We start from the raw sequence: 24,829 nt of genomic DNA, 5'->3' as shown, positions 1-24,829 counted from the left end.
GGAAGAAGCTCCCGGGCCCCGTCGTTGAACCCTTCGAGAGGCCAGGCGCTCTGGCGCGCCAGGCCTCAAGGTCGAAGGAGAAAACCCATGAAGACGACTTTCCTCTGCGCCGCCGCAGCCTGCGCCCTTCTGGCGGCCGGCTCGGCCAACGCCCAGATCCTCGGCGGCTCCGGCGGCCTGGGTGGCAGCGTCGGCGGAACCGTCGGCGGCGCCACCGGCTCGGCCGGCGGCTCGCTGACCGGCAGCGGCAGCCTCGACCGCCCCGACCTGGGCGGCGTGCGTGACCGCGTGACCGACACCTCCAGCCGCGCCACAGCCGCCGCCGAGGCCCGCGCCGAACGCGCCCGCGCCCGGGCCGAAAAGGCCAAGGCCCGCGCCGAACGCGCCGCCGCCGCTGACGCCAGTGGCTCCGCCTCCGGCTCGATCGACCGCCAGGGCGGCGCCCTGACCGGCTCCGGCTCGGCTTCGGGCATGATCGGGACCTCCAGGGGCTCGGCCGGCGCCAGCGGTTCCGGCTCGGCCACTGTCGATCGCGCGGGCGTCGTCCGCGAGGTCGGTCAGGCGCGCGGCCAGGCCGCCCGGGTGGCCGGCGAGACCCGTGGCCAGGCGGCCCGCGCCGCCGGCGAGACCCGCGGCAAGGCCGCCTACGCCGCCAGCCGCGCCCAGGGTGAGGCCCGCAAGGCCGGCTCCGTCAGCGCCGAAGGGGCCGCCCAAGGCTCGGCTTCCAAGGGCTCGGCCCAGGGGTCGGCCAACGGCAAGGTCGCCAAGGAGCGCCGCAACACCGAGAGCGAGGTTCCGCAAGAGAACTGACGCCCCTGGGGAGGTCCACGCCGCCTTTCCCCGGCGGCGTGGCCTCCTCGCGGCGCCGCGTCATGCAGGCCTACATCTTCCAGCTCTCCCGCGCCGACCAGCCCGAGCCGGTCCTGCTGTCGATCGTCGTCGCCGGCGATCAGCGGGCGCGGGAACTGGCCGGCGAGATTCTGCGGCGCTCGCCCGACCACCTGGCCATCGTGGCCTGGACGGAGGGCGAGCCGGTCTTCCGGCTGCCGGAACCGGACGCGGCCGGCGGCGGAACCGAGTCCGATCTTCCGCGTTCGCCGAACTTGGGTTGATGAAATCCTAACACAACAGGGGGCGAGCCCACCGACCGCCGGATGGCTTCGCCAGGAGAGGGACATTCCATGGCTTACGATGCTTTCCGCACGGCCGGCGCCGGCGTGGGACCAAGCGCCATCATCGGCGTGGCCGGTGACGACATCCCCGACGACGACACCACTACCGTCACCCTCAACGCCGACGAGGGGACCAGCATCACCTCCAGCATCAACCATCCGGCCGATCAGGACTGGTTCGTCGCCACCCTGTCGAGCGGCAACACCTATCAGTTCACCCTGACGCCCACCGACGCCTCGGGCACGGGTCCGGACCTGATGTTCGAGATCTATGATTCGGCCGGCGTCCTGGTCGCCAGCTACGACAGCAACGGCATGGGGGCGACCGAGACCGCCAGCTTCACCCCGCCCGCCGACGGGACCTACCATGTGGCCGTGAAGGGCTATCTGCCCATCGACATCGGCGAATACACCCTGACCGCCCAGATCGACGACACCCCGCCGGCTGGCGGCGGCGGCCCCCTGGCGGCCATCGACTGGGGCGGCGTGCGGGTCGACACCGACGGCGTCGTCAACGGGGCCGGCCAGCAGGTCATCCACGTCTATTTCGGCCAGACCGGCGACGTCTACGGCCTGCCCGACGATCCGGTCATCGCGGTCACCTGGGAACAGTTCGGCAAGGACGCCGCCTTCACCGCCTTCGCGCAGTACGAGAACGTCATCAATGTGAAGTTCGTCGAGGTGGCTACCGACGCCGAGGCCGACTGGGTGCTCTGCGCCACCCCCAATGCGCCGGTCATCCTCGGCCGCATGCGTCCGCCCGGCGAGCCCAACGAAGGGGTCGGGGAGTTCAACACCCTGGCCGACAGCTGGTCGGAGGAAGGGCTGGCCCAGGGCGGCTATGGCTTCATCACCCTGATCCACGAGTTCGGCCACGGCATGGGCCTGGCCCATCCGCATGACACCGGCGGCGGCTCGGAGGTCATGCATGGCGTCGAGGGCGACATCGCCACCGGCTACACGACCGGCGATTTCGGCCTCAACCAGGGCGTCTACACCACGATGTCCTACAACGACGGCAACCCGGACGGACCGAACGGAACCTCGGGCGACAACGCCTATGGCTACCAGGGCACGATGATGGCCCTGGACGTCGCCCTGCTGCAGCAGAAGTACGGGGCCAACACCAGCTTCCATGGCGGCCACGACGTCTACGCCCTGCCCACCGTCAACGCCGCCGGGACCTTCTACAGCTGTATCTGGGACACCGGCGGCACGGACTGGATCATCGCCGGGGCAGGGGTCGACGTGACCATCGACCTTCGTCCGGCCACCCTGCAGTACGAGCTGGGCGGCGGCGGTTTCCTGTCCACCGCCACGGGCATCTACGGCGGCTTCACCATCGCCAATGGGGTGGTCATCGAGAACGCCGTCGGCGGGGCCGGAACCGACACCCTGATCGGCAACACGGCGGCCAATGCGCTGTACGGCGGCCTGGATAACGACAGCCTGACCGGCGGGGCCGGCGACGACACCCTCTACGGCGAGGCCGGCGACGACAGCTTGGCCGGCGGCGACGGCGTCGACACCGCCTCCTACGAGTCCGCCGCCGGGGCGGTGACCGTGCGCCTGGCCACCCTAATCGCCCAGAATACCGTCGGCGATGGCCGTGACACGCTCAGCGGCGTCGAGAACCTGACCGGCTCGGCCTATGGCGACACCCTGTCGGGCGACGCCGCCGGCAACACCCTGCACGGCCTGGACGGCAACGACCGGCTGGACGGGATGGGCGGCGACGACATTGCCGACGGGGGCCTGGGCAACGACACCCTGATCGGCGGCGACGGCGCCGACAGTCTCTCCGACACCCATTCTGGCGTCGACACCTTCTACGGCGGCCTGGGGAACGACGTCCTGACCGTCATCCACGCCTCGGCCACCACCAAGGTGGTGCTCGACGGCGGGGCCGGCGACGACATCCTGCGGCTCGACGCGCCGGGCGGCCAGACCTTCGGCTCCGGCGGCGACGGCAATGACCGCTTCGAACTGTCGGCCCAGGCCACGGCGACCGGCGGGGCGGGCCAGGACGTCTTCTACCTTGAGGACGACTACGACACGGCCGCCTTCGTCACCCTCAGCGATTTCGCGACGGGCAATGCCGGCGACCGCTTCGACCTCACCGACTTCCTGACCGACAACCTCACCGGCTGGAACGGCAGCGCCAATCCGTTCACCTCGGGCTTCCTGAAGCTGGCGGCCAGCGCCGCCAATGTGCTGCTGCAGGTCGACTTCGACGGCGGGGCCAACAGCTGGACCACCCTGTTCCTCATCAAGAACGTGGCGGCCTCGGCCTTCACCGCCTTCAACCTCGGCTTCGCCCCACCGCCGTCGGCCATCGTCGGCACATCGGGTAACGACACCCTGGTCGGCGGGACCGGCCCCGATGTCATCCAGGGCCTGGCCGGCGACGACAGCCTCAAGGGCAACGCCGGCGATGACACGCTGGAAGGCGGCGACGGCAATGACCTGCTGTACGGCCTGACGGGAAACGACCTGATGCAGGGCGGGGCCGGCAACGACAAGCTGACCGCCGAAGCCGGCAATGACGTGCTCGAAGGCGGCCACGGCAACGACACCCTGATCGGCGGCCAGGGCATAGACAGCATGACCGGCGGGGTCGGCGCCGACCTCTTCCTGTTCACCACCCTGGCCGATTCCAGCCTGGCGGCCAGCGACCTGATCCTCGACTTCGCCTTCGGGTCCGGCGACCGGATCAGTGTCGCCGCCATTGACGCCGACGCCGGCCTGGGCGGCGACCAGGCCTTCGTCTTCGCCGCGGCCTTCACCAACACCGCCGGACAGGCGGTCCGCACCTACGACGCCGGAACCGGCCGCACCACGGTGGCCTTCGACGTCAACGGCGACAGCCTGGCCGACTTCGCCTTCCAGCTGACCGGCGACCATACGGCCGGGGTGGCGGGCTGGCTGCTCTGACCTGCGCGGGAAGGTCGCGCATCGCCCGGTGCGCGACTTTCCCGGTGACGTGGCGCCACCCCTGCGCTAAGCCCGGGGCGGGGGTAAATGCGTGTCCGCTCAACCGAATAGTCCGACCGCGAACGATCCGGCCATCGTCGTCCGGGGTCTGTCGCATCGCTATCCCCGCGCGACGCGCGAGGCGCTGAGCGGCATCGACCTCAGCATCGCGCGCGGCAGCTGCTTTGGCCTGCTGGGCCCCAACGGGGCGGGCAAGAGCACCCTGATCTCCCTGATGACCGGGATGATGGCCCCGCAGTCGGGCGAGATCCTCGTCGATGGCGTTTCGGCCGCCGCCAACCCCTCGGCCCTGCGCCGCGCCGGCGCCCTGGCGCCGCAGGACTTCGCCTTCTATCCGGCCTTGAGCGGGGCCGACAACCTGGCCTTCTTCGCCGGCCTCTACCGCATCCCCAAGGCCGACTGGCCGGCCCGCCGCGCCGCCGCCGTCGCCGCCACCCAGCTGGAGGACTGGCTGGGCAAGCCGGCCGAGACCTACAGCGGCGGCTTGAAGCGCCGGCTGAACCTGGCCATCGCCCTGATCAACGCCCCGCGCATCCTCTACCTCGACGAGCCGACCGTCGGTATCGACGCCCGCTCGCGCCAGACCATCCTGGAGGCCATCAAGGCCTTGAAGGCCGACGGCGTGACCATCGTCTACACCTCCCACTATATGGAGGAGGTCGAACAGCTGTGCGACGCCGTCGCCGTCATCGACCACGGCAAGCTGGTGCTGCAGGGCCGCACCGCCGACCTCCTCACCGACGCCGCCGCCCGCCGCCTGACCGTCACCCTGGCCGCCCCGGCCACCGCCAAGGCGAAAAAGACCCTCGCCGCCCTGTCGCCCGACTGGTCGGCCGAGGGCCGCGTCGACCTCGACCTCGCCGGCCAGGCCGACCTGCCGGCGGTGATCGCCCAGCTGCAGGCGGCCGGCCTCAAGGTCGCCCGCGCCGAATACGGCGTCAGCCGGCTGGAGACCCTCTACCTGGGCCTGCTCGACCAGGCGGCGGCGGAGGCGGCGGCATGAGCCCGCTCGTCGCCACCATCATCAAGGAACTGCGGCTGCTGCGCCGCGACCTGCATGGCCTGGCCCTGCTGTTCATCCTGCCGCTGGTCTTCATCCTGATCATGTCGCTGGCCCTGCAGGACCTGTTCGCCTCCCGCGCCGGCCATCTTGCCGACGTCCTGCTGATCGACCGCGACGCCACGCCGAAGTCGAAATTGCTGCAGGAGGCGCTGGCGAAAAACGAGGCTTTCGGCATTAAACGCCAAGCCGCGCCCGCCGACATGAAACAGGCCCTGCGCGAGGGCCGCTACGCCTTCGCCATCGAGATCCGCAAGGGCTACGGCGCCAGCCTGGAAGGCATGCCGGACGCCAAGACCCCGCCCCTGCTGGCCGTCACCGTCGCCCCCGACACCGACAAGCGCACCGAGAAGCTGATGCTGGCGGCGCTCGGCGAAGCCACCGGCCTGCAGCGCACCCAGCAGCTGATCGCCTTCCTGCCCACCGAGGACCCGTTCGGCTATCCGATCGATCCGCCGAAGGTCGAGGCGCCCAAGATCGATCTCGCCTACGCCTACGCCCCGGCGGCCCCGGGCGACTCCCCTTCGGCCGTGCAGCAGAGCGTGCCGGCCTGGCTGGTGTTCGCCATCTTCTTCGTCTCCATCCCCTTCTCCAACACCTTCATCCGCGAGCGGCAGCTGGGCGTGCAGCGGCGCCTGGCGACCATCGACGTCGGGCCGGTGACCCAGTTCCTTGGCAAGCTGATCCCCTACTTCCTGGTCAACCAGGTGCAGGTGGTGCTGATGCTGGCGGCGGGGATGTTCCTCGTGCCCCTGTTCGGCGGCCAGGCGCTGCAGCTGAACGGCAGCCCGCTCGCCCTCGTTCTGCTGTCAGCGGCGGTCAGCCTGGCGGCGCTCGGCCTCGCCCTGCTCATCGCCGTCACCGCCCGCACCAGCGAGCAGGCGACGATGGCGTCGGGGCTGGGCGCCATCGTCCTGGCGGCGCTCGGCGGCATCATGATCCCCAAGTTCGTGATGCCAGAGGGCATGCAGGCCATCGCCGACCTTTCGCCGATGGCCTGGGGGCTGGACGGCTTCCTTGGGTTGTTGCTACGCGGGGGCGGGGTGGGGGACATCTGGGGCGAGCTCGCTAAGCTGACCGCCTTCGGCGCCGCCACCCTGGGGGCGGCCTGGCTCGTCCACCGGTATCAGAAGTAGGGCTCACGCATGTCTGATCGCGCGCAAATGCTGGCCGACCTCAAGGCGATGATCGTGCGCGAGTGCGACAAGGAAGAGGTGGACCCCAGCTCGATCGGCGACGACGAGCGGCTGATCGGCGGCGAGCTCGACCTGGACAGCCTCGACGCCCTGCAGATCAGCATGGCGGTCAAGGAACACTACGGGGTGCGCATCGAAGGCGGCCCCGACGCCCGCAAGGCTCTGGCCTCCATCAACGCCCTGGCCGACTTCATCGAGGCCGAGCGTGGCAAGAGCGGATGAGGCGCGCCTGGTTCCACGGGGCCGGGCTGCACACGACGCTCGGACGCACACTTTCTGAAAACCTCGACGCCCTGCCGGCCGGCCCGCCGCCGCCGGGGCTGACGCCCGTGCCGCTGGGCGCGGAGATCGAGCAGGTGCCCAGCATGCTGCTGGCCGGCCTGCCGCTGGAGGACATCGAGACCCGCCTGTGGCGGGCGCTGGAGCCGGTGATCGAAGCAGCCCTGGCCGCCTCGGACCTCAACCCCGCCCAGCGCGAGCGAACCGTCCTGTTCCTCGGCACCTCCAGTCTCGACATCTCGGTGACCGAGGCGATCTACGCCCGCGAGCTGGCGTCGGGGGCCGACGCCCATCCGCTGATGATCAACGCCGCCATGGGCGGTTTGGCCGAGGCCATCGCCCGGCGGTTCGGCCTGCGCGGGCCCGACTACACGATCAACACCGCCTGCACCTCCAGCGCCAACGCCCTGATCTACGCCGACGCCATGATCCGCGACGGGCTGATCGACCACGCCCTGATCGTTGGGCTGGAGATCTTCAACGTCATCACCGCGCTCGGCTTCCAGTCGCTGGCCCTGCTGGCGCCGGGCGGCATGCGCCCGTTCGACGCCGCCCGCGCCGGGCTGGTGCTGGGCGAGGGGGTCTCGGCCCTGGTGGTCGGGGCGACGCCGGGCCCATCGGGCTTCCACCTGCGGGCCGGGGCCAACCTCTGCGACACCCATGGCGTCTCGGCCGCCAACCCGGACGGCTCGACCGTGGCTGCGGTGATGCAGCAGGCCCTCGACGCGGCCGGCCTGCAGGCCGCCGACATCCTGGCGGTCAAGGCCCACGGCACCGCCAGCCTGCTGAACGACGAGGCCGAGGCGGCCGGCATGCACCGGGTGTTCAGCGCCGTCCCGCCGATGCTGGCCATGAAGCCCTTCATCGGCCACACCTTCGGCGCCTGCGGCCTCAACGAGCTTTTGCTGGTCTGCGGCGCCATCGAACGAGGGCGCCTGCCGCCGATGCCCGGCATCAGCGCCGAGCCCGGCGAGCTGGGCCTGGCGCTGAACCAGACCTGGGCCCCGGTGGGCAAGGGGCCCTTCCTGCTTAACTACTTCGGCTTCGGTGGCAACAACACCAGCCTGGTGGTGGCCAATGACTGAGGCCCGCATTGCCGGTGTCGGTGACTATCTTAGCGAAGAGGGCGGCCCGCTCACCGACCTCAAGCCGATCGTCAAGACGACCTTGGGCCAGCCGGTGCGCCGCATCGGCCGCTTCATCTCGCTCGCCCTGATCGGCGCCGCCCGCTGCCTGGAGGGCAAGGCCCCGCCGCCGGAGACGGCCGTCTACTTCACCACCGGCAGCGGCGACTTCGAGGTCACCGTCGAGGTCATGGAGCACCTGTTCCGCGACGGCTTCCCGCCCAAGCCGCTCAGCTTCATCAACACCGTCAGCAACGCCGCCTGCTTCTACGTCGCCAAGCAGTTCGGCCTGACCGGCCGCTCGACCTGCATGGGCAATCGCGCCTTCGGTTTCGAGACCGTGCTGCAGCTGGCCCTGCTCGACCTGAAGATGGGGACGGTGAAGTCCGCCCTGATCGGCTCGGCCGACATCGTGCTGGAGCCGATTCCCATCCACCGCCAACGCCTGAACCAGGCTCCGGACGCGCCGATCGGCGAAGGCGCTCACTGGCTGTGGCTGACGGCGGAAGGGGAGGGCGCGCAGGCGCCTGAGTGCCGTTTCTTCGCCAGCCGTGATGCGTTGATGGGCTGGGTGGCGACCTTCGACCCGGCCACAACCGTGCTCGGCGTCGGCGAAGGACTGGACGGCGACACCTTCGGCCTCGGCCGCACCTTCGACTACCGCGCCGGCCGGCCCTACTATGACAGCCGCACCGCCGCGGCCCCTTCGGCCTTCCTGGCTCAGGCCCAGCCCGGCGAGACGATGCTGCACGTCTCGACCGATGAGGCGGGCCGGTATGCGGCGTTCACGGTGCGCGCCGCGTAATCCCGGATCCTTCTCCCGCTTGTCGGGAGAAGGTGGCCCCGAAGGGGTCGGATGAGGGCGGCGCCAGCTATTGAAGGTTGGCGACAGCGCTGACCGCGCCAGAACCTGGATGTGCAGGACAAGCCGGTGCTGCCCTCATCCGTCGGCCTTCGGCCGCCACCTTCTCCCGACAAGCGGGAGAAGGGACCGTTGGGGCGGTCGCCGTCTCAGATCCCCTTCAGCCCCTGCCACATCGCCAGTTCCTTGTCGGCGATCCGGTTGAGAATGGCGTCCAACTCTTTGACGTCCAGCGCCTGGCGCTTGCGGGCCATCTTGGTCGCCACCAGGGCGAACCGCCGCCATTCGTCGCCGGCGTCGGTCAGGGCGACGGAGGCTTCCTTCAGGCGGTCGTTGCCAAGAATCTTGCCGCTCTCCTGCAGGAAGCTGGCGTAGAGGAAGCGGAAGCCCGCCCCGCCGGTGCCGATCTCCTCCTGCATGCGGACGATGTGACCCAGGTACTGCGGCAGCTTCGTTTCCGCATCCGCCCCGGCCGCCACCTTGGCGATGTTCCTGCCCAGGAACCGGATGCCCTTGACCCCGATGATCGGCAGCGGCGCCCCGACCATGATCCGCCGGTTCATCCGCACGGCCTTGGGCACGGCGGTGGCGTAGTCGATCTCGCCCGGCGTCCCTTCCGGGTAGTACATCATCCCCTTGGCCGCCATCGCCCCCTTGGCGAACCGCGCCTTCTGCAAGGACGCCGAATCACAGCGCACCGGCTGTTCGAAGATCGGGTCGCTGATCAGGTAGTCGTCGCCGTCCCGCCCGAAGACCACCAGGTTGTGGGCGTTGAAGTGGAAGCGCATGTCTTCCGGGAAGTAGGGCAGCCAGTAGACGCAGGTCTGCAGGCCCACCGCATGGCCCTTGTCCAGCTGGGCGTCGAGCGCCGCCTTGCCGGCCGCCGGGTCGCTGAAGGTCTGGCGCTTCCAGCTCATGCCCAGCTGCTTGGCGATGCCCTTGATGATGTGGCCGGGCGGCATGCGGTAGGCGATCAGCGGCATGCCGGCCATCTTGATCATCGGCATGTAGGCGAAGGTCAGGGCCGAGCTGAGGCCAAAGGCCATCGGCTCGTTCATGGCCAGGCCCCCGTGGCTGACCATGTTGGCGACCACGCCGCTTTCGCAGTGGGCCGACTGGCGGTGGGCGAAGTCGGTCATTCTCAAGCGTCCGGCGCGGCGGGAAGCGTCCGCAGCTGTTCGAGAGGAAGGTCCATGACCTCGGCATAGCGGGCCAGGATCTTGTCGGAGAGGCCGGCGAAGGCCTTGGGCTGGAAGTGGCGACTCACCCGCCAGGCCCAGAGGCCGGTGGTCGCCGCCAGGGTCGCCGGCTCCATGCGCCGGGCGTACATCCAGTAGACCAGCGGGCTCACCCTCCCGGCCTTGGCGTCGGCGAAGGCCTCGTCGCGCAGGCGGTTCAGCTCGTCCACGGCCTGGACGGTGGCGAAGGTCTCCGGCTCCCAGCCGGCCGAGTTCACCTCGGTGTATTCGCCGCTGTCGTCGACCGCATAGAGCAGCTTCTTGACGCCGCCATAGGTGCGGGCGGTCTCTTGAGGAACTTCATCCTTCTTCATCGGACCGTCCCGGAAAAGCCTTCCCCCTCGAGGGGGGAGGGCAATCGCATATGGAGGCAGGTGGCCAAGACTGGGTCGGCTGCCGTGAGTGTTTCCTTCTCCCCTTGTGGGAGAAGGTGGCGCGAAGCGCCGGATGAGGGGTCGATAGGTCTTCAAGCCGCACAGAGGCGGCGGCGACAGGCTGTGTCCGAAGCCTGTGCGCCCCCTTGTGTGTCTGAAATCTGCGAAGTTCGCGGTTGCCGCTGGACGGGTCATGACCCGTCCCGCGGCGGTGACCGTGAGCCCGTTCCCCCTGGGGCCTGCAAGCCGTGGATGAGCTGGGGCCACGGTCGCCTTCTTCCTGAACCCGAACAGTTGCTGGGGGCAAGACCCCGCACGCAAGGAAGGGACGCCGAAGATGACCGAGAAGACGAAGGTCTGGGTTGGAGTTGATGTCAGCAAGGACTGGCTGGACCTGGCGACCTGGCCGGAGACGAAGGCCTGTCGCTTCAACAACGATGAAGCCGGCTGGGCCGAGCTGATCAGGCGCTGTGGGGCCTGGACGGTGAAGATGGTGGTTCTGGAGCCGACGGGAGGACGCGAGCGGGGTTTGGCCCGGGCCTTGCGAAAGGCGGATTTGCCGGTCCGCATCATCAATCCGCATCGGTTTCGCCAGTACGCCAGCGGGATTGCCGGCCCAGCCAAAAACGACGCCAGGGACGCCTTGATGCTGGCCCGCTACGGCGAGCAGCTGCCGGTCCGGCCGGCCAGGCACGATCCTCTCGCCGAGCAGATGGCCGAGTTGATCACGGCGCGCCGTCAACGCATCGAGGAGCGGGTTCGCCTGAGCAACCAGACCGAACTGGTGGTCGACAAGGCGCTTCGCCGGTTGGCCGTCCAGCGGCTCAAGCGGATCGCCGCCGAGCTGGCCGTCATTGACCTCCGGCTCAGCGACCTGGTGCGCGGAGACCAGCGCATGGCCGAGCGGGACCGGCTGATCCGGTCCATCAAGGGCGGCGGCGTCATGCTCAGCCAGACCCTGCTGGCGCTTGTGCCTGAACTTGACGACTTGGACCGAAGAGAGTTGGCCGCCCTCGTGGGCCTGGCGCCGTTCGACGACGACAGCGGCAGGCGACGTGGCGCCAGACGCACCCAGGGCGGCCGGGCCGAAGTCCGCAGGGTCGTCTACATGGCGGCCCTGTCCGCGGCTCACCACAACCCCGTCCTCAGAGCCTTCCGTCAGCGCCTCATCGCCAACGGCAAAAGCCCCAAGGTCGCCATCATCGCCGTCGCACGACGCATGCTCGGCATCGTCGTCGCCTTGCTGCGCACCGGCCAGACTTGGCAACCAAACTACCAAGCCTAAACACAGTTGCTCATCCGACCCCTTCGGGGCCACCTTCTCCCGCGAGGGGAGAAGGGAGACCCGAGGCGAACTCATAAAGGTCGATTGGACGGTTTTCTTCTCGCACCAACTTCGCTAGGGATTGGATATGACCCAGTCCGCCACCGGACAGACCTTCACCGTATGACGCCCCTGGACTGATCAGGCGAGCAGCCGCGCGCGCGGCTCATGGGCGGCTCTGGCCGCCGGCAAACATACGGACTTCCCCAAGATGACCACCTCCTCCCCCGACCGGGCCCCCGACTGGGCCTCTCGTTTCAGCGACCGCATGACCCGCGTCCACGCCAGCGAAATCCGCGAACTGCTGAAGCTGCTGGACCAGCCCGACATCCTGTCCTTCGCGGGCGGCATTCCCGACCCCGGCCTGTTCCCGGCGGATCGCATCCAGGCGGCCTATGACCAGGTCTTCAGCCAGCCGGACCTGGCCCGCCAGGCCCTGCAGTATTCGGTCAGCGAGGGCTACCTGCCCCTGCGCCGGTGGATCGTTGAGCGGATGGCGCGCGACGGCGTCGCCTGCGACGAGCACAACATCCTGCTGACCGCCGGCTCGCAGCAGGCGCTGGACCTGCTCGGCAAGCTGTTCCTCAGCCGGGGCGACACCGTGATGGTGGCGCGGCCCACCTACCTGGGGGCGCTGGGGGCCTTCAACGCCTATGAGCCGGCCTATCTCGACCTGCCTGAAGGGGCCCTGTCCGACGGGGTCGATCCCGAAGCCCTGATGGCCGGCCGCGCGCCGCAGCCGCTCGGCTATTTCGTCCCCGACTTCGCCAACCCCACCGGCCAGAGCCTGACCCTGGACGAGCGCCACGCCCTGCTGGACCTCGCCGACACCCTCGACATGACCCTGATCGAGGACGCCGCCTATCGCGAACTGCGCTTCGCCGGCGAGGCCCTGCCGACCCTGCTGTCCCTCGACATCGCCCGCCGGGGCTCCATCGAGCAGGCCCGCACCCTGTTCTGCGGCACCTTCTCCAAGACCGTCTCGCCGGCCCTGCGTATGGGCTGGGTCTGCGGCCCCCGGGCGGTGATCGAAAAGCTGGTGCTGCTCAAGCAGGGCGCCGACCTGCACGTCTCGACCATCAACCAGATGGTCGCCCACAGCGTCGTGTCCGAAGGCTACGACCAGCACCTGGGCGCCCTGCGCGGCGCCTATGGCGCCAAGGCCGCCGTGCTGCTGGCCGCCCTGGAGCGCCACATGCCGCCGGGCGTGACCTGGTCACAGCCGCAGGGCGGCATGTTCGTCTGGCTGTGGCTGCCGCAGGGCATGGACGGCAAGGCCCTGCTGGCCCGGGCCCTGGCCGAGGAGCGCGTCGCCTTCGTGCCCGGCGAGCCCTTCTTCGCCGAGGTCCCGGCCGCCAACGCCATCCGCCTCAGCTATTCCCTGCCCACGGCCGCCCAGATCGAGGACGGCGCGGCCAGGCTGGCGCGGCTGATCGGCCGCTGAAACCCCCGTCCGCCGGGCGCTTTTGCAATATGTCTAGACATATTCATCGGCTCTGACGACCTCCGCCGGGGACCCGGCCGGAGGCGTTGGTCGCCGCGGCGCGCTTTCGACCAACAAAGCCCGCCCATCGACCAACGCATCGACCCACGCGCGGGGCGACATCCTCACCGCCTGGGCCAACGCCAAAGCCAACGGGCTCGGGCATTTGGCCGGTTTTCGGCGGCTTCCGAGCGACGCCGCCTTTTTTGTGGGTCCGACGACCGGCGGTATAATGGCCGCCGCTTCGATAGTCAGGCCGGCGGCCCTAGGCCAGGGCGATGGTCATGCTCATGCTCAGCGTCTCGCCGGGCGCCAGCACCACCAGGCCGGAGGCTTCGTCCGTCGGGGCGTTGACCGCGTCCGGCCGATGGGTCACCGGCTCCAGGCAGGCGTAGCCGGCCCCGGCCGGGGTAAAGACGTGCAGCCAGCCGGCTCCCGAAGCGGAAACCAGGGTGGTCTGGTCGCCACAGGCCAGCCGCGCCGGCCGGGTCCAGCCGGCGTAGCAGTGGTCCACCGCCGCCGCCTCGCCCAGGCGCGGGCCGGCGGACCAGTCCTGGACCGCAGCGGGAGGCGCCAGCCGCGTCGGGATCAGGGTCTCGTCGACGGTCCAGACGCCCGTGGCCTCGACGGTCAGGCGGCTGCTGGGGCCGGCGGGGAAGTAGGGATGCAGGCCGAGGCCCGCCGGCATCGGCGCGGTGTCGGTGTTGCGGATCGACAGGCTGATGGTCAGGCCAGTCCTGGTCAGGGAGAAGACCTGCCGCGCCTCATAGGCCCAGGGCCAGCCGCTGGCCGCATGGTCGAAGGCCAGTTCGACGCCGTCCCCCTCGCCGCGGACCGTTTTCCAAGGTGCGCGCCAGGCGTCGCCGTGCAGGGCGTTGGGGGCGAAGGGCGCCAGGACCTCGAGCGCCGCCTCACGGCCCCCGAAGGCGAAACGGCCGCCGGCGATGCGGTTGGCGTAGGGGACCAGGGGAAAGCAGGCGGTCTGCAAGGGATCGGTGGCGTCGGCCGGCGTCGGGCGCAGGATGTCGCGGCCCTTGAAGGACAGGCTGGCGACGGCGCCGCCAAGGTCGGGGCGAAGAACGGCGCACCAGTCGCCGGCGGCCAGGACGATCATAGCGCCACGCGCGCCTGCGGCTGGCCGGGGGTCTCGACCCGCAGGGCGTAGAGGCCGCCCAGGGTCGGCTGCTCGCCGCGCTTGTCGGCGTTGCCGAGCCAGGCGGTGGTGCAGAACAGGGTCTTCAGGTCATCGCCACCGAACGCGGCCTTGGTCACCGTCATCACCGGGAAGGCGATCGTTCCCAGCCGTTCGCCCGTGGGCGAGAAGCGGGCCACGCCCCAGCCGTTGAACAGCCCGACATGCAGCACGCCGTCGGCGTCGACCGAGGGGCCGTCGGCGTAGCCGTCCGGGGTCTCGGCGAAGGGCCGCTTATTGGAGAGGACGCCGTCCGCATGGTCGAAGGCGTAGACGCGCTTCTGCAGAGTGTCGTTGTGGTAGAGCACCTTGCCGTCCGGGCTCATGGCCGGGCCGTTGGTGACGCCATAGTCGTCGTCATGACGGGTCAGCACGCCCTGGCGCCAGCTGTAGAGGGCCCCGGAGAGGACGCTCTCGCTGTCGTCCATCGAGCCGAACCACAGGGTCCCGTCCGGGGCGACGAAGCCGTCGTTGAGCCGGTTCTGCGGCCGCTCAGGCTCGACCTCGGCGAGGAAGGTGAAGGCGCCGCTGTCGGGATCGAACCGGTGCAGACCCGAGCGCACGCCGCAGATCAGCGAGCCGTCATCGGCCGGCAGGGCGAAGCCGGTCTGGTCCGGCGTCGGCCAGCTGGTCAGGGCGCCGCCGGCCGGATCAAAGCGATGCAGCCGGCGGCCCTTGATGTCGACGAACCACAGGCAGGCGCGGGCGGCGTCCCACACCGGGCCTTCGCCGAGCTCGCATTGGACGTCGCTGATCAGGGTGGGTTCGGGTCCGAGGGTCAGCATGCGTCCTTAGCCGGCCGAGTAGGCGGTCTTGATCTGGGTGAAGAACTCCGCCGCGGCGAAGCCCTGTTCGCGAGACCCATAGCTCGACTTCTTCGAGCCGCCGAACGGCACATGGTAGTCGACCCCGGCGGTCGGCAGGTTGACCATCACCATGCCGGCCCGGGCCCGGCGCTGGAAGTCGCGGGCGTATTTCAGCGAGGTGGTGACGATGCCGGCCGAGAGGCCGAACTCGACGCCGTTGGCGGTTTCCAGCGCCTCTTCGTAGGACTTCACCCGGATCGTCGAGGCGACCGGGCCGAACACCTCCTCGGCGTTGATCCGCATGCCCGGCAGGGTGTCGGCGATCAGGGTCGGCTGCACATACCAGCCGGGCTTGTCGAGATTCAGCCGCTCGCCGCCGGTGACCAGCCGGCCGCCCTCTTCGCGAGCCACGTCGATGTAGCGGTAGGAGGTCTCGCGCTGGGCCTCGCTGACGGCGGGGCCGATCTTGGTGGTCGGGTCGAGGGCGTCGCCGACCTTAAGGCCCCTCACGGCCTCGCCGAGGGCGGCGACGAAGCGGTCATGGATGCCGTCCTGGATGATCAGGCGGCTGGAGGCCGTGCAGCGCTGGCCGGTGGCGAAGAAGGAGCCGTCGAGGGCGATGGCCACGGCGCGGTCGAGGTCGGCGTCGTCCAGCACGATCAGCGGGTTCTTGCCGCCCATCTCCAGCTGCACCCGGGCCTGCCGTTTGGCCGCGCCCATGGCGACGCCGGCCCCGATGCCCTGCGAGCCCGTGAAGCTGAGGCCGTCGATGCCGGGATGATCGACCATCGCCTGGCCGACCTTGCCGCCGCCGATGACCATGTTGAGCACGCCCTTGGGCAGGCCCGCTTCATGCAGGATGGCGACCAGGGCCTCGGCCGTGGCCGGGGTCAGGCTGGCGGGCTTCAGCACCACCGTATTGCCGAAGGCCAGGGCCGGGGCCGACTTCCAGGCCGGAATGGCGATCGGGAAGTTCCAGGGGGTGATCAGGCCAAAGACGCCGACCGGCTGGCGGTAGGTCTGGATCTCGACGCCGGGGCGCACAGAGGCCAGGTTCTGGCCGTGCAGGCGCAGAGCCTCGCCGGCGAAATACTTCAGGATGCGGGCGGCGCGGACGGTCTCGCCGATGCCCTCGGGCAGGGTCTTGCCTTCCTCCCGCGACAGCAGCCGGCCGACGGCTTCACGGCGCTCCATCAGGAGCGTGCCGGCGCGATCCAGGATGTCGGAGCGAACCTCCGGCGAGGCCTCGGACCAGGCCGGGAAGGCGGCGCGGGCGGCGGCCACGGCGGCGTCGACCTCGGCCTCGCCGCCGTCGGGGATGTGGGCGACGCGCTCGCGGGTGTCGGAGGGGTTGAGGCTTTCGCCGGGCCGCTGGCCCTGGACGCGCTCGCCGCCGATCCAGTGGGAAACTTCGAGCGTGTCGGTCATGGGGATCTCTCTAACAAAAAATGGCCCCGCCGCTGGGGAACGGCGGGGCCAAAGGGGAGGAATGGGCTAGCCGGTCATGTCTTCCAGTTCGCGGCCGCGGGTCTCCTTCACCCAGGCCTGGACCAGGAAGAAGGAGATCAGGGCGCTGACCGCGTAGAAGCCGTAGGTGAGCGGCAGGCCAAGGCCCACGGCCATGGCCGGGAAGCTGACCGAGATGGCGAAGTTGGCGATCCACTGGGCGAAGCCCGCCACCGCCAGCGCCGAGCCGCGCATCTGGTTGGGGAACATCTCGCCCAGCATGACCCACATCACCGGGCCCCAGCTGAGGTTGAAGAACACCACATAGGCGTTGGCCGAGATCAGGGCGATCATGCCGACCTGATCGGGCAGGTGCGGCGCTCCGTCGACCATGGTGGCCTGCGAGAAGCACCAGGCCAGCACGCCAAGCGTGACCGTCATGCCGGCGGAGCCAATCAGCAGCAGAGGCTTGCGGCCGATCTTGTCGATGACCGCCATGGCAGCCAGGCAGGCGACGATCGACAGGGCGCCGGACAGGATGTTGATCTGCAGGGCGTCGTTCTCGGAGAAGCCAACCGACTGCCACAGCACGGCGCCGTAGTAGAAGACGATGTTGATGCCGACCAGCTGCTGGAACACCGCCAGGATCAGGCCGGCCCAGACGATCGGGCGCACCTTGCGGGTGGCGGGATCGAGCAGATCGGCCAGTTTCGGCTTGTGGTCGGCGGCCAGGGAGTCGCGGATCTCGATGACCTTGCGGGTCGCGGCCTCGGCCCCGAACAGGCGGGTCAGGACGGCCGTGGCCTGGGCCTCGCGGCCCTTGACGACCAGGAAGCGCGGGCTTTCCGGGATCAGCAGCAGGGCGAACAGGTAGATGGCGGCCGGAATGGTCTGCAGCCAGAACATCCAGCGCCAGGCCGGCAGACCCAGCCAGAACTCGGCCGTCGAGCCGCCGGCCGTGGCGGCCAGGGCGTAGTTGGCGACGAAGGCCCCGGTCAGGCCGGTGATGATCATGATCTGCTGGACGCTGGACAGCCGGCCGCGGATCGAGGCCGGAGTGACCTCGGAGATGTAGGCCGGGGCCAGCACGCTGGCGGCGCCGACGCCCAGGCCGCCGATGAAGCGGGCGATGATGAAGTGGGCCGAGGTGTCGGCCGCGCCGGCCCAGAGGGCGCTGACGATGAACATGGCCGCGGCGATCAGCATGACCGACTTGCGGCCGATCATGTCCGACAGCTTGCCGGCGCCGAAGGCCCCGAAGGCGCAGCCCAGCAGGATGGCGCCGACGTTGAAGCCGGTGCCCAGCGCCGACAGCTTGAAGGCGCTCTCCAGCCCGTCCTGGGTGCCGTTGATGACCCCCGAGTCGTAGCCGAACATGAAGCCGCCGATAGTGGCGACCGAGACGATCAGGGCGATGAAGCCCATGTTGACCTTGTCCGCTCCGGCGATGTCGGGACCGGATCCCCCCGTGGCTGACGCCATGTCTTCCTCCCATTGGGCTCTGTCGGCCCGATTGCGATCCGCCGGCCTAACGCCAGCCGGCGTCCACGAAATACTCATGCCCGGTGATGAACCGGGCGTCGTCCGAAGCGAGGAACAGCGCCAGCGCCGCCACGTCCCGGGGTTCGATGCGGCCCTTCAGGCACTGGGCCGCGACGATCTCGGCCTCGCCTTCCGGGGTGTACCACTTCATCTGCCGCGGGGTTTTCACGTTGCCGGGCACGATGCAGGCGACACGAACCCCGTCAGGGCCCAGCTCGCGCGCCAGGGCCCGGGTCATGCCCTCGATGCCGGCCTTGGCCGTCTCGTAGAGCGACAGGTCGGGCAGGCCCAGGTGCCAGCTGATCGAGCCGAGGTTGAGGATCACCCCCTTGCCGGCGGCCTGCATGGCCGGGGCGGCGCTCTGGGTGGCGAAATACATGTGCCGCAGGTTCACGGCCATGCGGTCGTCCCAGTAGTCGGGCGTCACCTGCGCCAGGCTGTGGCGGTCGTCGTTGGCGGCGTTGTTGACCAGCACCTCGACCGGGCCGTGCTCGGCGGCGATCTCGGCCATGCAGGTCTGCAGGGCGGCGACCTTGGTCAGGTCGCAGTTGTGGAAGATCGGGGCCGGGTCGAGGCCGGCCAGCTCGACCGCCAGGGCCTCGGATTCGGCGACGGCGATGTCCATGAACACCACCCGCGCGCCCTGCCGGGCGAAGGACTCGGTCAGGGCCGCGCCGATGCCGGAGCCGCCGCCGGTGATGACCACCAGCCGGCCCTTGAGCGAAGGATAGATGGCGCTGCTCATTGGGCCGCTCCCAGCAGGCCGCGGGCGGCGAGATTGCGCATCAGGGCGGTGACCCCGAAGGTCCAGGGCGCGGCGGCGTCGCAGGCGGTCGTCACATTCTCCAGCACGCCAAGGCGCGGCGAGGAAACGCGCACGCGGTCGCCGCCATGATGGGTGAAGCCCTGGCCGGGCGCGTCGCGGTCGTCGACCGGCGCGAACATGGTGCCGAGGTAGAGGGCGAAGCCGTCCGGATACTGGTGGTGCTTGCCGCAGGTCTGGCGGACCAGCTCCTCGGGATCGCGGCTGATCATCGACATGGTGCTGCGGCCGGCCATCTCGAAACCGTCCTCGCCGGTCACCTGCAGAGAGACGGCGGCCTGGCGGACGTCGTCCATGGAGAAACCGGTGTCAAACAGGCGAATGAAGGGGCCGATGGCGGCCGAGGCGTTGTTGTCCTTGGCCTTGCCCAGCAGCAGGGCCGAACGGCCCTCGATGTCGCGCAGGTTGACGTCGTTGCCGAGGCTGGCGCCGACCGGCTTGCCCGACGGGTCGCAGACCAGCACGACTTCCGGCTCGGGGTTGTTCCAGGCCGAGTCGCTGCGCACGCCGACGGGCGCGCCCCAGCCAACCGAGGACAGCACCGGGGCCTTGGTGAAGATCTCGGCGTCCGGGCCGATGGCCACTTCCAGGTATTGCGACCACAGGCCATCGGCGATCAGGGCGGTCTTGAGCAGGGCCGCCTGTTCCGAACCGGGCTTGACCTTCGACAGGTCGCCGCCGATGCGGGCGCTGAGGCTTTCGCGGATGGCCTGGGCGGCGCCGGCGTCGCCACGGGCCCGCTCCTCGATCACCCGCTCCATGGCCGAGACCGCGAAGGTGACGCCCGAAGCCTTGATGCACTGCAGGTCGATCGGCGACAGCAGCTTCAGTTGGGGTTGGTCCGTGGTTTCCCAGGCGCAGGCGAAGTCCATCGCCTCGAGGTCGCCGAGATCCTCGCCGGTCAGGCTCGCGCAATCGGGACGGGCCAGAGCCTCGGCCACGGTCGGCGTCGTCCGGCTGATATCCAGAACCCGGCCTTGGCGCACCAGAATCGGACTGGGGCCGTCGGCCGTCTCAAGACGTCCGATCAGCGCGGCGCCCCGCCAGTCCTCCGGCAAATGGTCGACGATACGCAACTATGGTCCTCCCGCCCGGCATCGCATCTCCGCGCGCCAGCCCTTTTTGTTAGCGCTAACATTCTGGGCTGGGAGGCACTTGTCAAGGCAGAAGGTTCAGTCGGAGCAGGGACCTGACGAGTCCCGGACGATGAGGGTGTGGGCGATCAACCGCTCCGGCGGCTCCTCGTCCGATTCCGGTTCGCCGCCGTTGTGGCCCCGGGCCAGGAGTTGAACGGCCAGCTGGGCCATTTCCGACACCGGCTGGCGGATGGTGGTCAGGGCCGGCCAGATCTCCGAGGCGACCGGCGTGTCGTCGAAGCCGACCACGGTCAGGTCGCGCGGCACCTCCAGGCCCCGGCGGTGGGCGGCGGCGATGGCGGCGGCGGCCATGTCGTCGTTGGAGGCGAAGATGGCCGTCGGCGGCCGGCGGGCGGCCAGCAGCCGCTCGGCGGCGTCGAAGCCGGAGCGGTAGGTGAACTCGCCGGCCTCGATCAAGGTCTCGACCGGGCCCTGGGCGGCGGCCATCTCGGTCTCGAAGCCGATCAGGCGCTCGGCGCTGGCGGTCTGGTTGGCGGCGCCCTTGATGAAGCCGATGCGCCGGTGGCCGAGACCGAGCAGGTAGCGGGTCATCTCGGCGGCGGCGGCCAGGTCGTCGATTCGGATGGCCATCACCCCTGGCCGGAAGCGTCCCGGGGCCACGGCGACGGCGGCCAGGCCGTGGGCTTTCACCTCAGCCAGCGCAGCCCAGGACTCGCCGTGCGGCGGCGGCAGGATCACCCCGACCACGCCCCCCGCCGCCAGCTGGGCGACGGCGGCCCGCTCGCTCTCCGGATCGGGCTGGCATTTCTGCAGGAGCAGCTGGGCGCCGATCTCGTGCGCGCCCTCCAGGGCTCCGAGCAGGAACTGGCTGAGGTAGCCGGCGCTGGGGTTGGAATACAGCATGCCCAGGCGCCCTGCCCCGGCCCTGGCCAGGTTGCGGGCGGCGGCGTTGGGCCGGTAGCCGAGCGCCTCGACGGCCTCCATCACGGCGGTGCGGGTGCTGGCCTTGACCCCGGCGGCGTGATTCATCACCCGCGAGACGGTCATCGGCGAGACGCCCGCGCTGCGCGCGACGTCGTCGATCGTCACCACCTTCTTGTTCACAACCGGACCCGCCCTGACTTCAATCTGTCGCTGTCCGTTCAGGATAATCCGCTCCGACGCAAGCGGCGAGTGTGATCGCAAGTCGTGGCCGCGCCGCCGATCGGGGCGGTTCAGGCGGCCTTGGCGGCGGCCGGGCGGCGGGCCCGCTGGCGCAGCTGGTCGACGATGACGGCCAGCAGCAGGATGCCGCCGCGGACCACGTACTGGTAGAAGGTCGGCACATCGAGCAGGTTCAGGGCGTTCTGGGCGGCGCCCATGATCAGCACCCCGACGATGACCCCAAAGATGCTGGCCACCCCGCCCGACAGCGACACCCCGCCCAGCACGCAGGCCGAGATCACTGCCAGTTCGAGGCCCTGAGAGGTGTTCGGCTGGCCGCTGGTGATCCGCGCCGCCAGCACGATGCCGGCCAGGCCGGCGACCAGGCCCTGCAGGGCGAAGACGATGATCCGCACCCGGTCGACGGGCACCCCGGCCAGCCGCGCCGCCTCCGGATTGCCGCCGATGGCCAGGACGTTCTTGCCGAACACCGTGGCGTTCAGCACCACGCCCAGGAGGCCGAAACAGAGGATGGTGATCCACACCGGGAAACCGACGCCGAGGAAGGTCCCCGAGCCGAGAACGTAGAACTGCTCCTTGGAGATAGACACCGCCTCGCCGCCCGAGGCGAGGAAGGCCAGGCCCCGGACGATCTCCATGGTCGCCAGGGTGGCGATCAGCGAATTGACCTTGAAGCGGGCGACAACGACGCCGTTGAACAGGCCGACCAGAGCCCCGGCGGCGAGGCCGGCCCCGACGCCCAGCCAGACGCTGCCGGTGGAGGTGATGACCTCGGCGCAGAGCACCCCGGCCAGGGCGACGATGGAGCCGACCGACAGGTCGACCTCGCGCAGGGCCAGGACGAACATCATGGTCGCGGCGATCATCCCGACCAGGCTGACCGACAGGATCAGGCCCTTGAGGTTGCGCACCCCCATGAAGTCGGGGACCAGCACGGCTAAGGCCGCGAACAGCAGCGCCAGCAGGATGATCGGGCCGGCGCCGCTGAGGCGGCGAAGCAGGGCGTTGGCCGTCTCGGTCATGCGGCAGCTCCGGTCAGGACATCGTCGGGCGCGGCGGGCAGGGCCAGTCGCAGCAATTCATCGGGGGTGGCCTGTTCGCGGCTCAGCTCGCCGGCGATGGCCCCCTGGCGCATGACCAGGACGCGGTCGCAGACGCCCAGCACCTCGGCCATGTCGCTGGAGACGACGATCAGGGTGCGGCCCTCCGACGCCAGGCGGTACATCAGGCTGTAGATCTCGCTGCGGGCCCCGACGTCGATGCCGCGCGTCGGCTCGTCGAGCAGCAGGATGCGGGCCTCGGCCGCCAGCCAGCGGGCCAGGATGGCCTTCTGCTGGTTGCCGCCGGACAGGGCGCTGATCGCCGTGCGGGCGGTCGGCGTCTTGACCCGCATCGCGCCGATCAGCTTTTCGGCCAGGCTGCGCTCACGGGCGTGGTTGCGGATCGGGCTGCGGCCGGCGAGGTTGCGCTCGGCGATGACGATATTGTCCTCGACCGAGGCCATGGGAACGATGCCCTGGTCCTTTCGATCCTCGGGCGCGAGGCCGAGGCCGGCGGCGATGGCCGCGCCGGGGCTCTTGGCCTTGAGTTCCTTGCCCTCGATGACCACGCGGCCGCCCGTCGCCTGCGTGCCGCCATAGACCAGCTGCAGCAGTTCGGAGCGTCCCGCCCCGACCAGGCCGAAGAAGCCGAGGATCTCGCCGCGCCTTGCCTCGAAGCTGACCGGCCGGCTCAGGCCCGGACCCTGCAGGCCCTCGACCGAGACGGTGACCTCGCCCAGCTCACGCGGCTGGTAGCCATAGACGTCGGCGATGCTGCGGCCGGCCATCTCGGTGATCAGCCGGTCGTTGGAGATGGCCCCCAGGTCCGGGTGGGTCGCCACATGGCGGCCGTCGCGCAGGACGGTGACGCTGTCGCAGAGGTCGAAGACCTCCTCCATCCGGTGGCTGACATAGATGATCGCCCGGCCCTCGGCCTTGAGGTCGCGGATGATCCGCATGAGGATCTCGGTCTCGCGGGCGCTGAGGCTGCTGGTCGGTTCATCGAAGGCGATGATCCGCGCATTGCGCAGCAGCGCCTTGCCGACCTCGACCATCTGCCGCCGGCCGATGGAGAGGTCCTTGACCTTGGTGTCGGGATGGATGGCCTCGCCCAGCTGCTCCAGCACCTCGGCGGCCCGGCGGCGCATGGTCCTCGCGTCGAGGAAGGGGCCTCGGGTCGGATAGGTCCCCAGCAGCAGGTTCTCGGCCACCGTCATCTCCGGCGCCAGGTGCAGTTCCTGGTGGATGATGGCGACGCCGGCGGCGGCCGGATCGGCCGGACCGTGGAAGACCACCGGCTGGCCGGCCACCCGGATCGCGCCGGAATCGGGCCGGTACTCGCCGGCCAGCACCTTCAGCAGGGTCGACTTGCCGGCCCCGTTCTCGCCCATCAGGGCGCGGATCTCGCCGCCGGCCACCGACAGGCTGACCCCGTCCAGGGCCACCACGCCGGGAAAGCCCTTGCCGATCCGCTCCAGCTCGAGGAGCGGCCCGGTCACGCGCCCTCGGCCGCCTTCAGGGCCTTCCAGTTGGCCCGGTTCATCACCTGGCCGGAGGTGAAGGTCAGCGGGGCCGGCGCCTTGCCGTCCTTGATCCATTGGTACATCGCCTCGGCCGTGTCGTAGCCGTGGCGCTTGGGGCTCAAGAGGATGGTGGCGAAGAAGCCGGTGGCCTCGGCCTTGGAGAATTCCGCCTCGGCCGTGCCCGAGCCGCCGATGCCGCAGCCGATGACGTCGGCGCCTTTGAGGCCCAGCCCTTCGGCGGCCCGCACCCCGCCCAGCACCGTCTCGTCGTTCATGCCGACGATGGCCCAGCGGCGCACGGCCGACTGGCGGGTCAGCACCGGGCTCGCGGCATTGAAGCCGCCCTCGGTATCGCTGGTCCGCTGCGGGGCGTCGAAGACGTTGGCGGCCGGCAGGCCGGCGGCGATCAGCGCCTCGCGAGCCCCGACCGTGCGTTCCTTGGCCGTCTGCAGGCTGTCGAAGCTGATGCGCAAGAGGCCGACGTCCTTCAGGTCCCAGCCGCGGGCCTTGGCCTCGGCGGCGATGGTCTGGCCGGCCAGGGTTCCGATGTCGCCGGCCGAGATTCCAACGTGGGGTATGGAGGCGATCGGCTGGCCGTCCGAGCCGATCAGACGGTCGTCGACCGACATCAATTTCAGGTCGTTGGCCGCCGCCCGCTGCTTGATGGCCGCGCCGAGCTTGGGATCGGGCGCGCAGATGACGAAGCCGCCGGCCCCCTTGGCGGCCAGGTTGTCGATGGCGGCCAGCACCTTGTCGCCGTCGGTAGCGCCGATGCGGATCAGCTCGAAGCCGTTCTTGTCGGCCGCCTGCTGGGCGAACTTCCACTCGTTCTGGAACCAGGGTTCCTCGGGTTGCTTGACGATGAAGCCGACCTTCACCCGGCTGTCGGACTTGGCGCAGCCGGCCGCGACCGCGAGACCCGTGCCGGCCAGCAGGGTCAGGAACTGTTTCCTGGAAATGGTCATCCCGAAGTCCTCCGCGGCGCCTGTCCCGGCGCTTGCTCCGTCTGCCGTATGATAGCGCTTTCGACAGGTCAACGCTTTTATCATATAAATTGATTTGCTATGGCTCGGCGGCGGACCGGCGACAA

At 69.9% G+C, this 24,829-nt stretch carries 22 protein-coding genes; 10 read left to right on the top strand and 12 right to left on the bottom strand.

Features of this window, described 5'->3' with window-relative positions; genetic code table 11:
• The first annotated feature begins 87 nt into the window (after nucleotides 1-87).
• The 8 genes from AC1RSK_RS01215 to AC1RSK_RS01180 all read left to right on the top strand — a co-directional run bounded on the left by AC1RSK_RS01215 (nucleotide 88) and on the right by AC1RSK_RS01180 (nucleotide 8,630).
• Nucleotides 88-810, top strand: a complete 723-nt coding sequence (locus AC1RSK_RS01215) for a hypothetical protein (protein WP_492904790.1) — start codon at nucleotides 88-90, stop codon at nucleotides 808-810.
• Nucleotides 811-872: 62 nt separating this feature from the next.
• Nucleotides 873-1,112: a hypothetical protein gene (locus tag AC1RSK_RS01210; RefSeq protein WP_492904788.1), complete on the top strand. Its 240-nt coding sequence runs from the start codon at nucleotides 873-875 to the stop codon at nucleotides 1,110-1,112.
• A gap of 69 nt (nucleotides 1,113-1,181) precedes the next feature.
• Nucleotides 1,182-4,106, top strand: a complete 2,925-nt coding sequence (locus tag AC1RSK_RS01205; RefSeq protein WP_492904786.1) for a M10 family metallopeptidase C-terminal domain-containing protein — start codon at nucleotides 1,182-1,184, stop codon at nucleotides 4,104-4,106.
• A 91-nt stretch (nucleotides 4,107-4,197) separates the two neighbouring features.
• Nucleotides 4,198-5,169 (top strand): ABC transporter ATP-binding protein, encoded by a 972-nt coding sequence (locus AC1RSK_RS01200; protein ID WP_492904785.1) that lies wholly within the window; start codon nucleotides 4,198-4,200, stop codon nucleotides 5,167-5,169.
• A complete protein-coding gene (locus tag AC1RSK_RS01195) occupies nucleotides 5,166-6,362 on the top strand; it encodes an ABC transporter permease (protein WP_492904783.1) in 1,197 nt (398 codons plus the stop codon). The genes AC1RSK_RS01200 and AC1RSK_RS01195 overlap by 4 nt, the downstream gene beginning before the upstream one ends.
• Before the next feature lie 9 nt (nucleotides 6,363-6,371).
• Nucleotides 6,372-6,644, top strand: coding sequence for a phosphopantetheine-binding protein (locus AC1RSK_RS01190; RefSeq protein ID WP_492904781.1), 273 nt, complete (start codon nucleotides 6,372-6,374; stop codon nucleotides 6,642-6,644).
• Nucleotides 6,641-7,786: a beta-ketoacyl synthase N-terminal-like domain-containing protein gene (locus AC1RSK_RS01185; RefSeq protein WP_492904779.1), complete on the top strand. Its 1,146-nt coding sequence runs from the start codon at nucleotides 6,641-6,643 to the stop codon at nucleotides 7,784-7,786. Before AC1RSK_RS01190 ends, AC1RSK_RS01185 begins: the two co-directional genes overlap by 4 nt.
• A complete protein-coding gene (locus tag AC1RSK_RS01180) occupies nucleotides 7,779-8,630 on the top strand; it encodes a hypothetical protein (RefSeq protein ID WP_492904777.1) in 852 nt (283 codons plus the stop codon). Before AC1RSK_RS01185 ends, AC1RSK_RS01180 begins: the two co-directional genes overlap by 8 nt.
• Nucleotides 8,631-8,836: 206 nt before the next feature.
• Here the strand turns inward: AC1RSK_RS01180 and darH are convergent, their stop codons facing one another.
• Both darH and AC1RSK_RS01170 read right to left on the bottom strand, forming a co-directional pair.
• Nucleotides 8,837-9,826 (bottom strand): BtrH-related acyltransferase DarH, encoded by a 990-nt coding sequence (gene darH, locus AC1RSK_RS01175; protein ID WP_492904775.1) that lies wholly within the window; start codon nucleotides 9,824-9,826, stop codon nucleotides 8,837-8,839.
• 2 nt (nucleotides 9,827-9,828) lie between these two features.
• Nucleotides 9,829-10,239, bottom strand: coding sequence for a DarG family dialkylresorcinol biosynthesis protein (locus tag AC1RSK_RS01170; protein WP_492904774.1), 411 nt, complete (start codon nucleotides 10,237-10,239; stop codon nucleotides 9,829-9,831).
• Nucleotides 10,240-10,636: 397 nt separating this feature from the next.
• Between AC1RSK_RS01170 and AC1RSK_RS01165 the strand changes: the two genes are divergently transcribed.
• Together AC1RSK_RS01165 and AC1RSK_RS01160 are read left to right on the top strand one after the other, a co-directional pair.
• Nucleotides 10,637-11,584: an IS110 family RNA-guided transposase gene (locus tag AC1RSK_RS01165; RefSeq protein ID WP_492904772.1), complete on the top strand. Its 948-nt coding sequence runs from the start codon at nucleotides 10,637-10,639 to the stop codon at nucleotides 11,582-11,584.
• Nucleotides 11,585-11,834: 250 nt separating this feature from the next.
• Nucleotides 11,835-13,067, top strand: coding sequence for an aminotransferase-like domain-containing protein (locus AC1RSK_RS01160; RefSeq protein WP_492904770.1), 1,233 nt, complete (start codon nucleotides 11,835-11,837; stop codon nucleotides 13,065-13,067).
• A 304-nt stretch (nucleotides 13,068-13,371) separates the two neighbouring features.
• On the opposite strand, the gene AC1RSK_RS01155 is transcribed toward AC1RSK_RS01160, so the two are convergent.
• From AC1RSK_RS01155 to AC1RSK_RS01110, 10 genes are all read right to left on the bottom strand, one after another.
• Nucleotides 13,372-14,220 carry an aldose 1-epimerase gene (locus tag AC1RSK_RS01155; RefSeq protein ID WP_492904768.1) on the bottom strand — a complete coding sequence of 283 codons (849 nt, stop codon included), beginning with the start codon at nucleotides 14,218-14,220 and terminating at the stop codon, nucleotides 13,372-13,374.
• Nucleotides 14,217-15,083, bottom strand: a complete 867-nt coding sequence (locus tag AC1RSK_RS01150; RefSeq protein WP_492904766.1) for an SMP-30/gluconolactonase/LRE family protein — start codon at nucleotides 15,081-15,083, stop codon at nucleotides 14,217-14,219. The genes AC1RSK_RS01155 and AC1RSK_RS01150 overlap by 4 nt, the downstream gene beginning before the upstream one ends.
• A 6-nt stretch (nucleotides 15,084-15,089) precedes the next feature.
• Nucleotides 15,090-16,532, bottom strand: a complete 1,443-nt coding sequence (locus AC1RSK_RS01145) for an aldehyde dehydrogenase family protein (RefSeq protein ID WP_492904764.1) — start codon at nucleotides 16,530-16,532, stop codon at nucleotides 15,090-15,092.
• 66 nt (nucleotides 16,533-16,598) lie between these two features.
• Nucleotides 16,599-18,032 (bottom strand): sugar porter family MFS transporter, encoded by a 1,434-nt coding sequence (locus tag AC1RSK_RS01140; RefSeq protein ID WP_492904762.1) that lies wholly within the window; start codon nucleotides 18,030-18,032, stop codon nucleotides 16,599-16,601.
• A gap of 46 nt (nucleotides 18,033-18,078) precedes the next feature.
• The gene (gene xylB / locus AC1RSK_RS01135) at nucleotides 18,079-18,837 is read right to left on the bottom strand and encodes a D-xylose 1-dehydrogenase (protein ID WP_492904760.1); all 759 of its coding nucleotides are present in this window, start codon (nucleotides 18,835-18,837) and stop codon (nucleotides 18,079-18,081) included.
• A complete protein-coding gene (locus AC1RSK_RS01130) occupies nucleotides 18,834-19,991 on the bottom strand; it encodes a fumarylacetoacetate hydrolase family protein (RefSeq protein WP_492904758.1) in 1,158 nt (385 codons plus the stop codon). Before AC1RSK_RS01130 ends, xylB begins: the two co-directional genes overlap by 4 nt.
• Before the next feature lie 96 nt (nucleotides 19,992-20,087).
• Nucleotides 20,088-21,101, bottom strand: coding sequence for a LacI family DNA-binding transcriptional regulator (locus AC1RSK_RS01125; protein ID WP_492904756.1), 1,014 nt, complete (start codon nucleotides 21,099-21,101; stop codon nucleotides 20,088-20,090).
• 125 nt (nucleotides 21,102-21,226) lie between these two features.
• Complete coding sequence (gene araH, locus AC1RSK_RS01120; RefSeq protein WP_492904754.1) at nucleotides 21,227-22,198, bottom strand: L-arabinose ABC transporter permease AraH; 972 nt, start codon at nucleotides 22,196-22,198, stop codon at nucleotides 21,227-21,229.
• Nucleotides 22,195-23,715 carry an L-arabinose ABC transporter ATP-binding protein AraG gene (gene araG, locus AC1RSK_RS01115; RefSeq protein ID WP_492904752.1) on the bottom strand — a complete coding sequence of 507 codons (1,521 nt, stop codon included), beginning with the start codon at nucleotides 23,713-23,715 and terminating at the stop codon, nucleotides 22,195-22,197. Before araG ends, araH begins: the two co-directional genes overlap by 4 nt.
• A complete protein-coding gene (locus AC1RSK_RS01110; protein ID WP_492904750.1) occupies nucleotides 23,712-24,704 on the bottom strand; it encodes an arabinose ABC transporter substrate-binding protein in 993 nt (330 codons plus the stop codon). Before AC1RSK_RS01110 ends, araG begins: the two co-directional genes overlap by 4 nt.
• Nucleotides 24,705-24,829: the final 125 nt, after the last annotated feature.

The organism is Caulobacter sp. GW821-FHT11A05, from assembly GCF_058809015.1.
The sequence above is the reverse complement of the archived record's forward strand: the minus strand, read 5'-3'. Positions and strand labels throughout refer to the sequence as shown.

Coding starts and splice junctions, on each gene's coding strand:
- AC1RSK_RS01215 (WP_492904790.1), top strand. CDS start 88: ATGAAGACGACTTTCCTCTGCGCCGCCGCAGCCTGCGCCCTTCTGGCG.
- AC1RSK_RS01210 (WP_492904788.1), top strand. CDS start 873: ATGCAGGCCTACATCTTCCAGCTCTCCCGCGCCGACCAGCCCGAGCCG.
- AC1RSK_RS01205 (WP_492904786.1), top strand. CDS start 1,182: ATGGCTTACGATGCTTTCCGCACGGCCGGCGCCGGCGTGGGACCAAGC.
- AC1RSK_RS01195 (WP_492904783.1), top strand. CDS start 5,166: ATGAGCCCGCTCGTCGCCACCATCATCAAGGAACTGCGGCTGCTGCGC.
- AC1RSK_RS01190 (WP_492904781.1), top strand. CDS start 6,372: ATGTCTGATCGCGCGCAAATGCTGGCCGACCTCAAGGCGATGATCGTG.
- AC1RSK_RS01185 (WP_492904779.1), top strand. CDS start 6,641: ATGAGGCGCGCCTGGTTCCACGGGGCCGGGCTGCACACGACGCTCGGA.
- AC1RSK_RS01180 (WP_492904777.1), top strand. CDS start 7,779: ATGACTGAGGCCCGCATTGCCGGTGTCGGTGACTATCTTAGCGAAGAG.
- darH (WP_492904775.1), bottom strand. CDS start 9,826: ATGACCGACTTCGCCCACCGCCAGTCGGCCCACTGCGAAAGCGGCGTG.
- AC1RSK_RS01170 (WP_492904774.1), bottom strand. CDS start 10,239: ATGAAGAAGGATGAAGTTCCTCAAGAGACCGCCCGCACCTATGGCGGC.
- AC1RSK_RS01165 (WP_492904772.1), top strand. CDS start 10,637: ATGACCGAGAAGACGAAGGTCTGGGTTGGAGTTGATGTCAGCAAGGAC.
- AC1RSK_RS01160 (WP_492904770.1), top strand. CDS start 11,835: ATGACCACCTCCTCCCCCGACCGGGCCCCCGACTGGGCCTCTCGTTTC.
- AC1RSK_RS01155 (WP_492904768.1), bottom strand. CDS start 14,220: ATGATCGTCCTGGCCGCCGGCGACTGGTGCGCCGTTCTTCGCCCCGAC.
- AC1RSK_RS01150 (WP_492904766.1), bottom strand. CDS start 15,083: ATGCTGACCCTCGGACCCGAACCCACCCTGATCAGCGACGTCCAATGC.
- AC1RSK_RS01145 (WP_492904764.1), bottom strand. CDS start 16,532: ATGACCGACACGCTCGAAGTTTCCCACTGGATCGGCGGCGAGCGCGTC.
- AC1RSK_RS01140 (WP_492904762.1), bottom strand. CDS start 18,032: ATGGCGTCAGCCACGGGGGGATCCGGTCCCGACATCGCCGGAGCGGAC.
- xylB (WP_492904760.1), bottom strand. CDS start 18,837: ATGAGCAGCGCCATCTATCCTTCGCTCAAGGGCCGGCTGGTGGTCATC.
- araH (WP_492904754.1), bottom strand. CDS start 22,198: ATGACCGAGACGGCCAACGCCCTGCTTCGCCGCCTCAGCGGCGCCGGC.
- AC1RSK_RS01110 (WP_492904750.1), bottom strand. CDS start 24,704: ATGACCATTTCCAGGAAACAGTTCCTGACCCTGCTGGCCGGCACGGGT.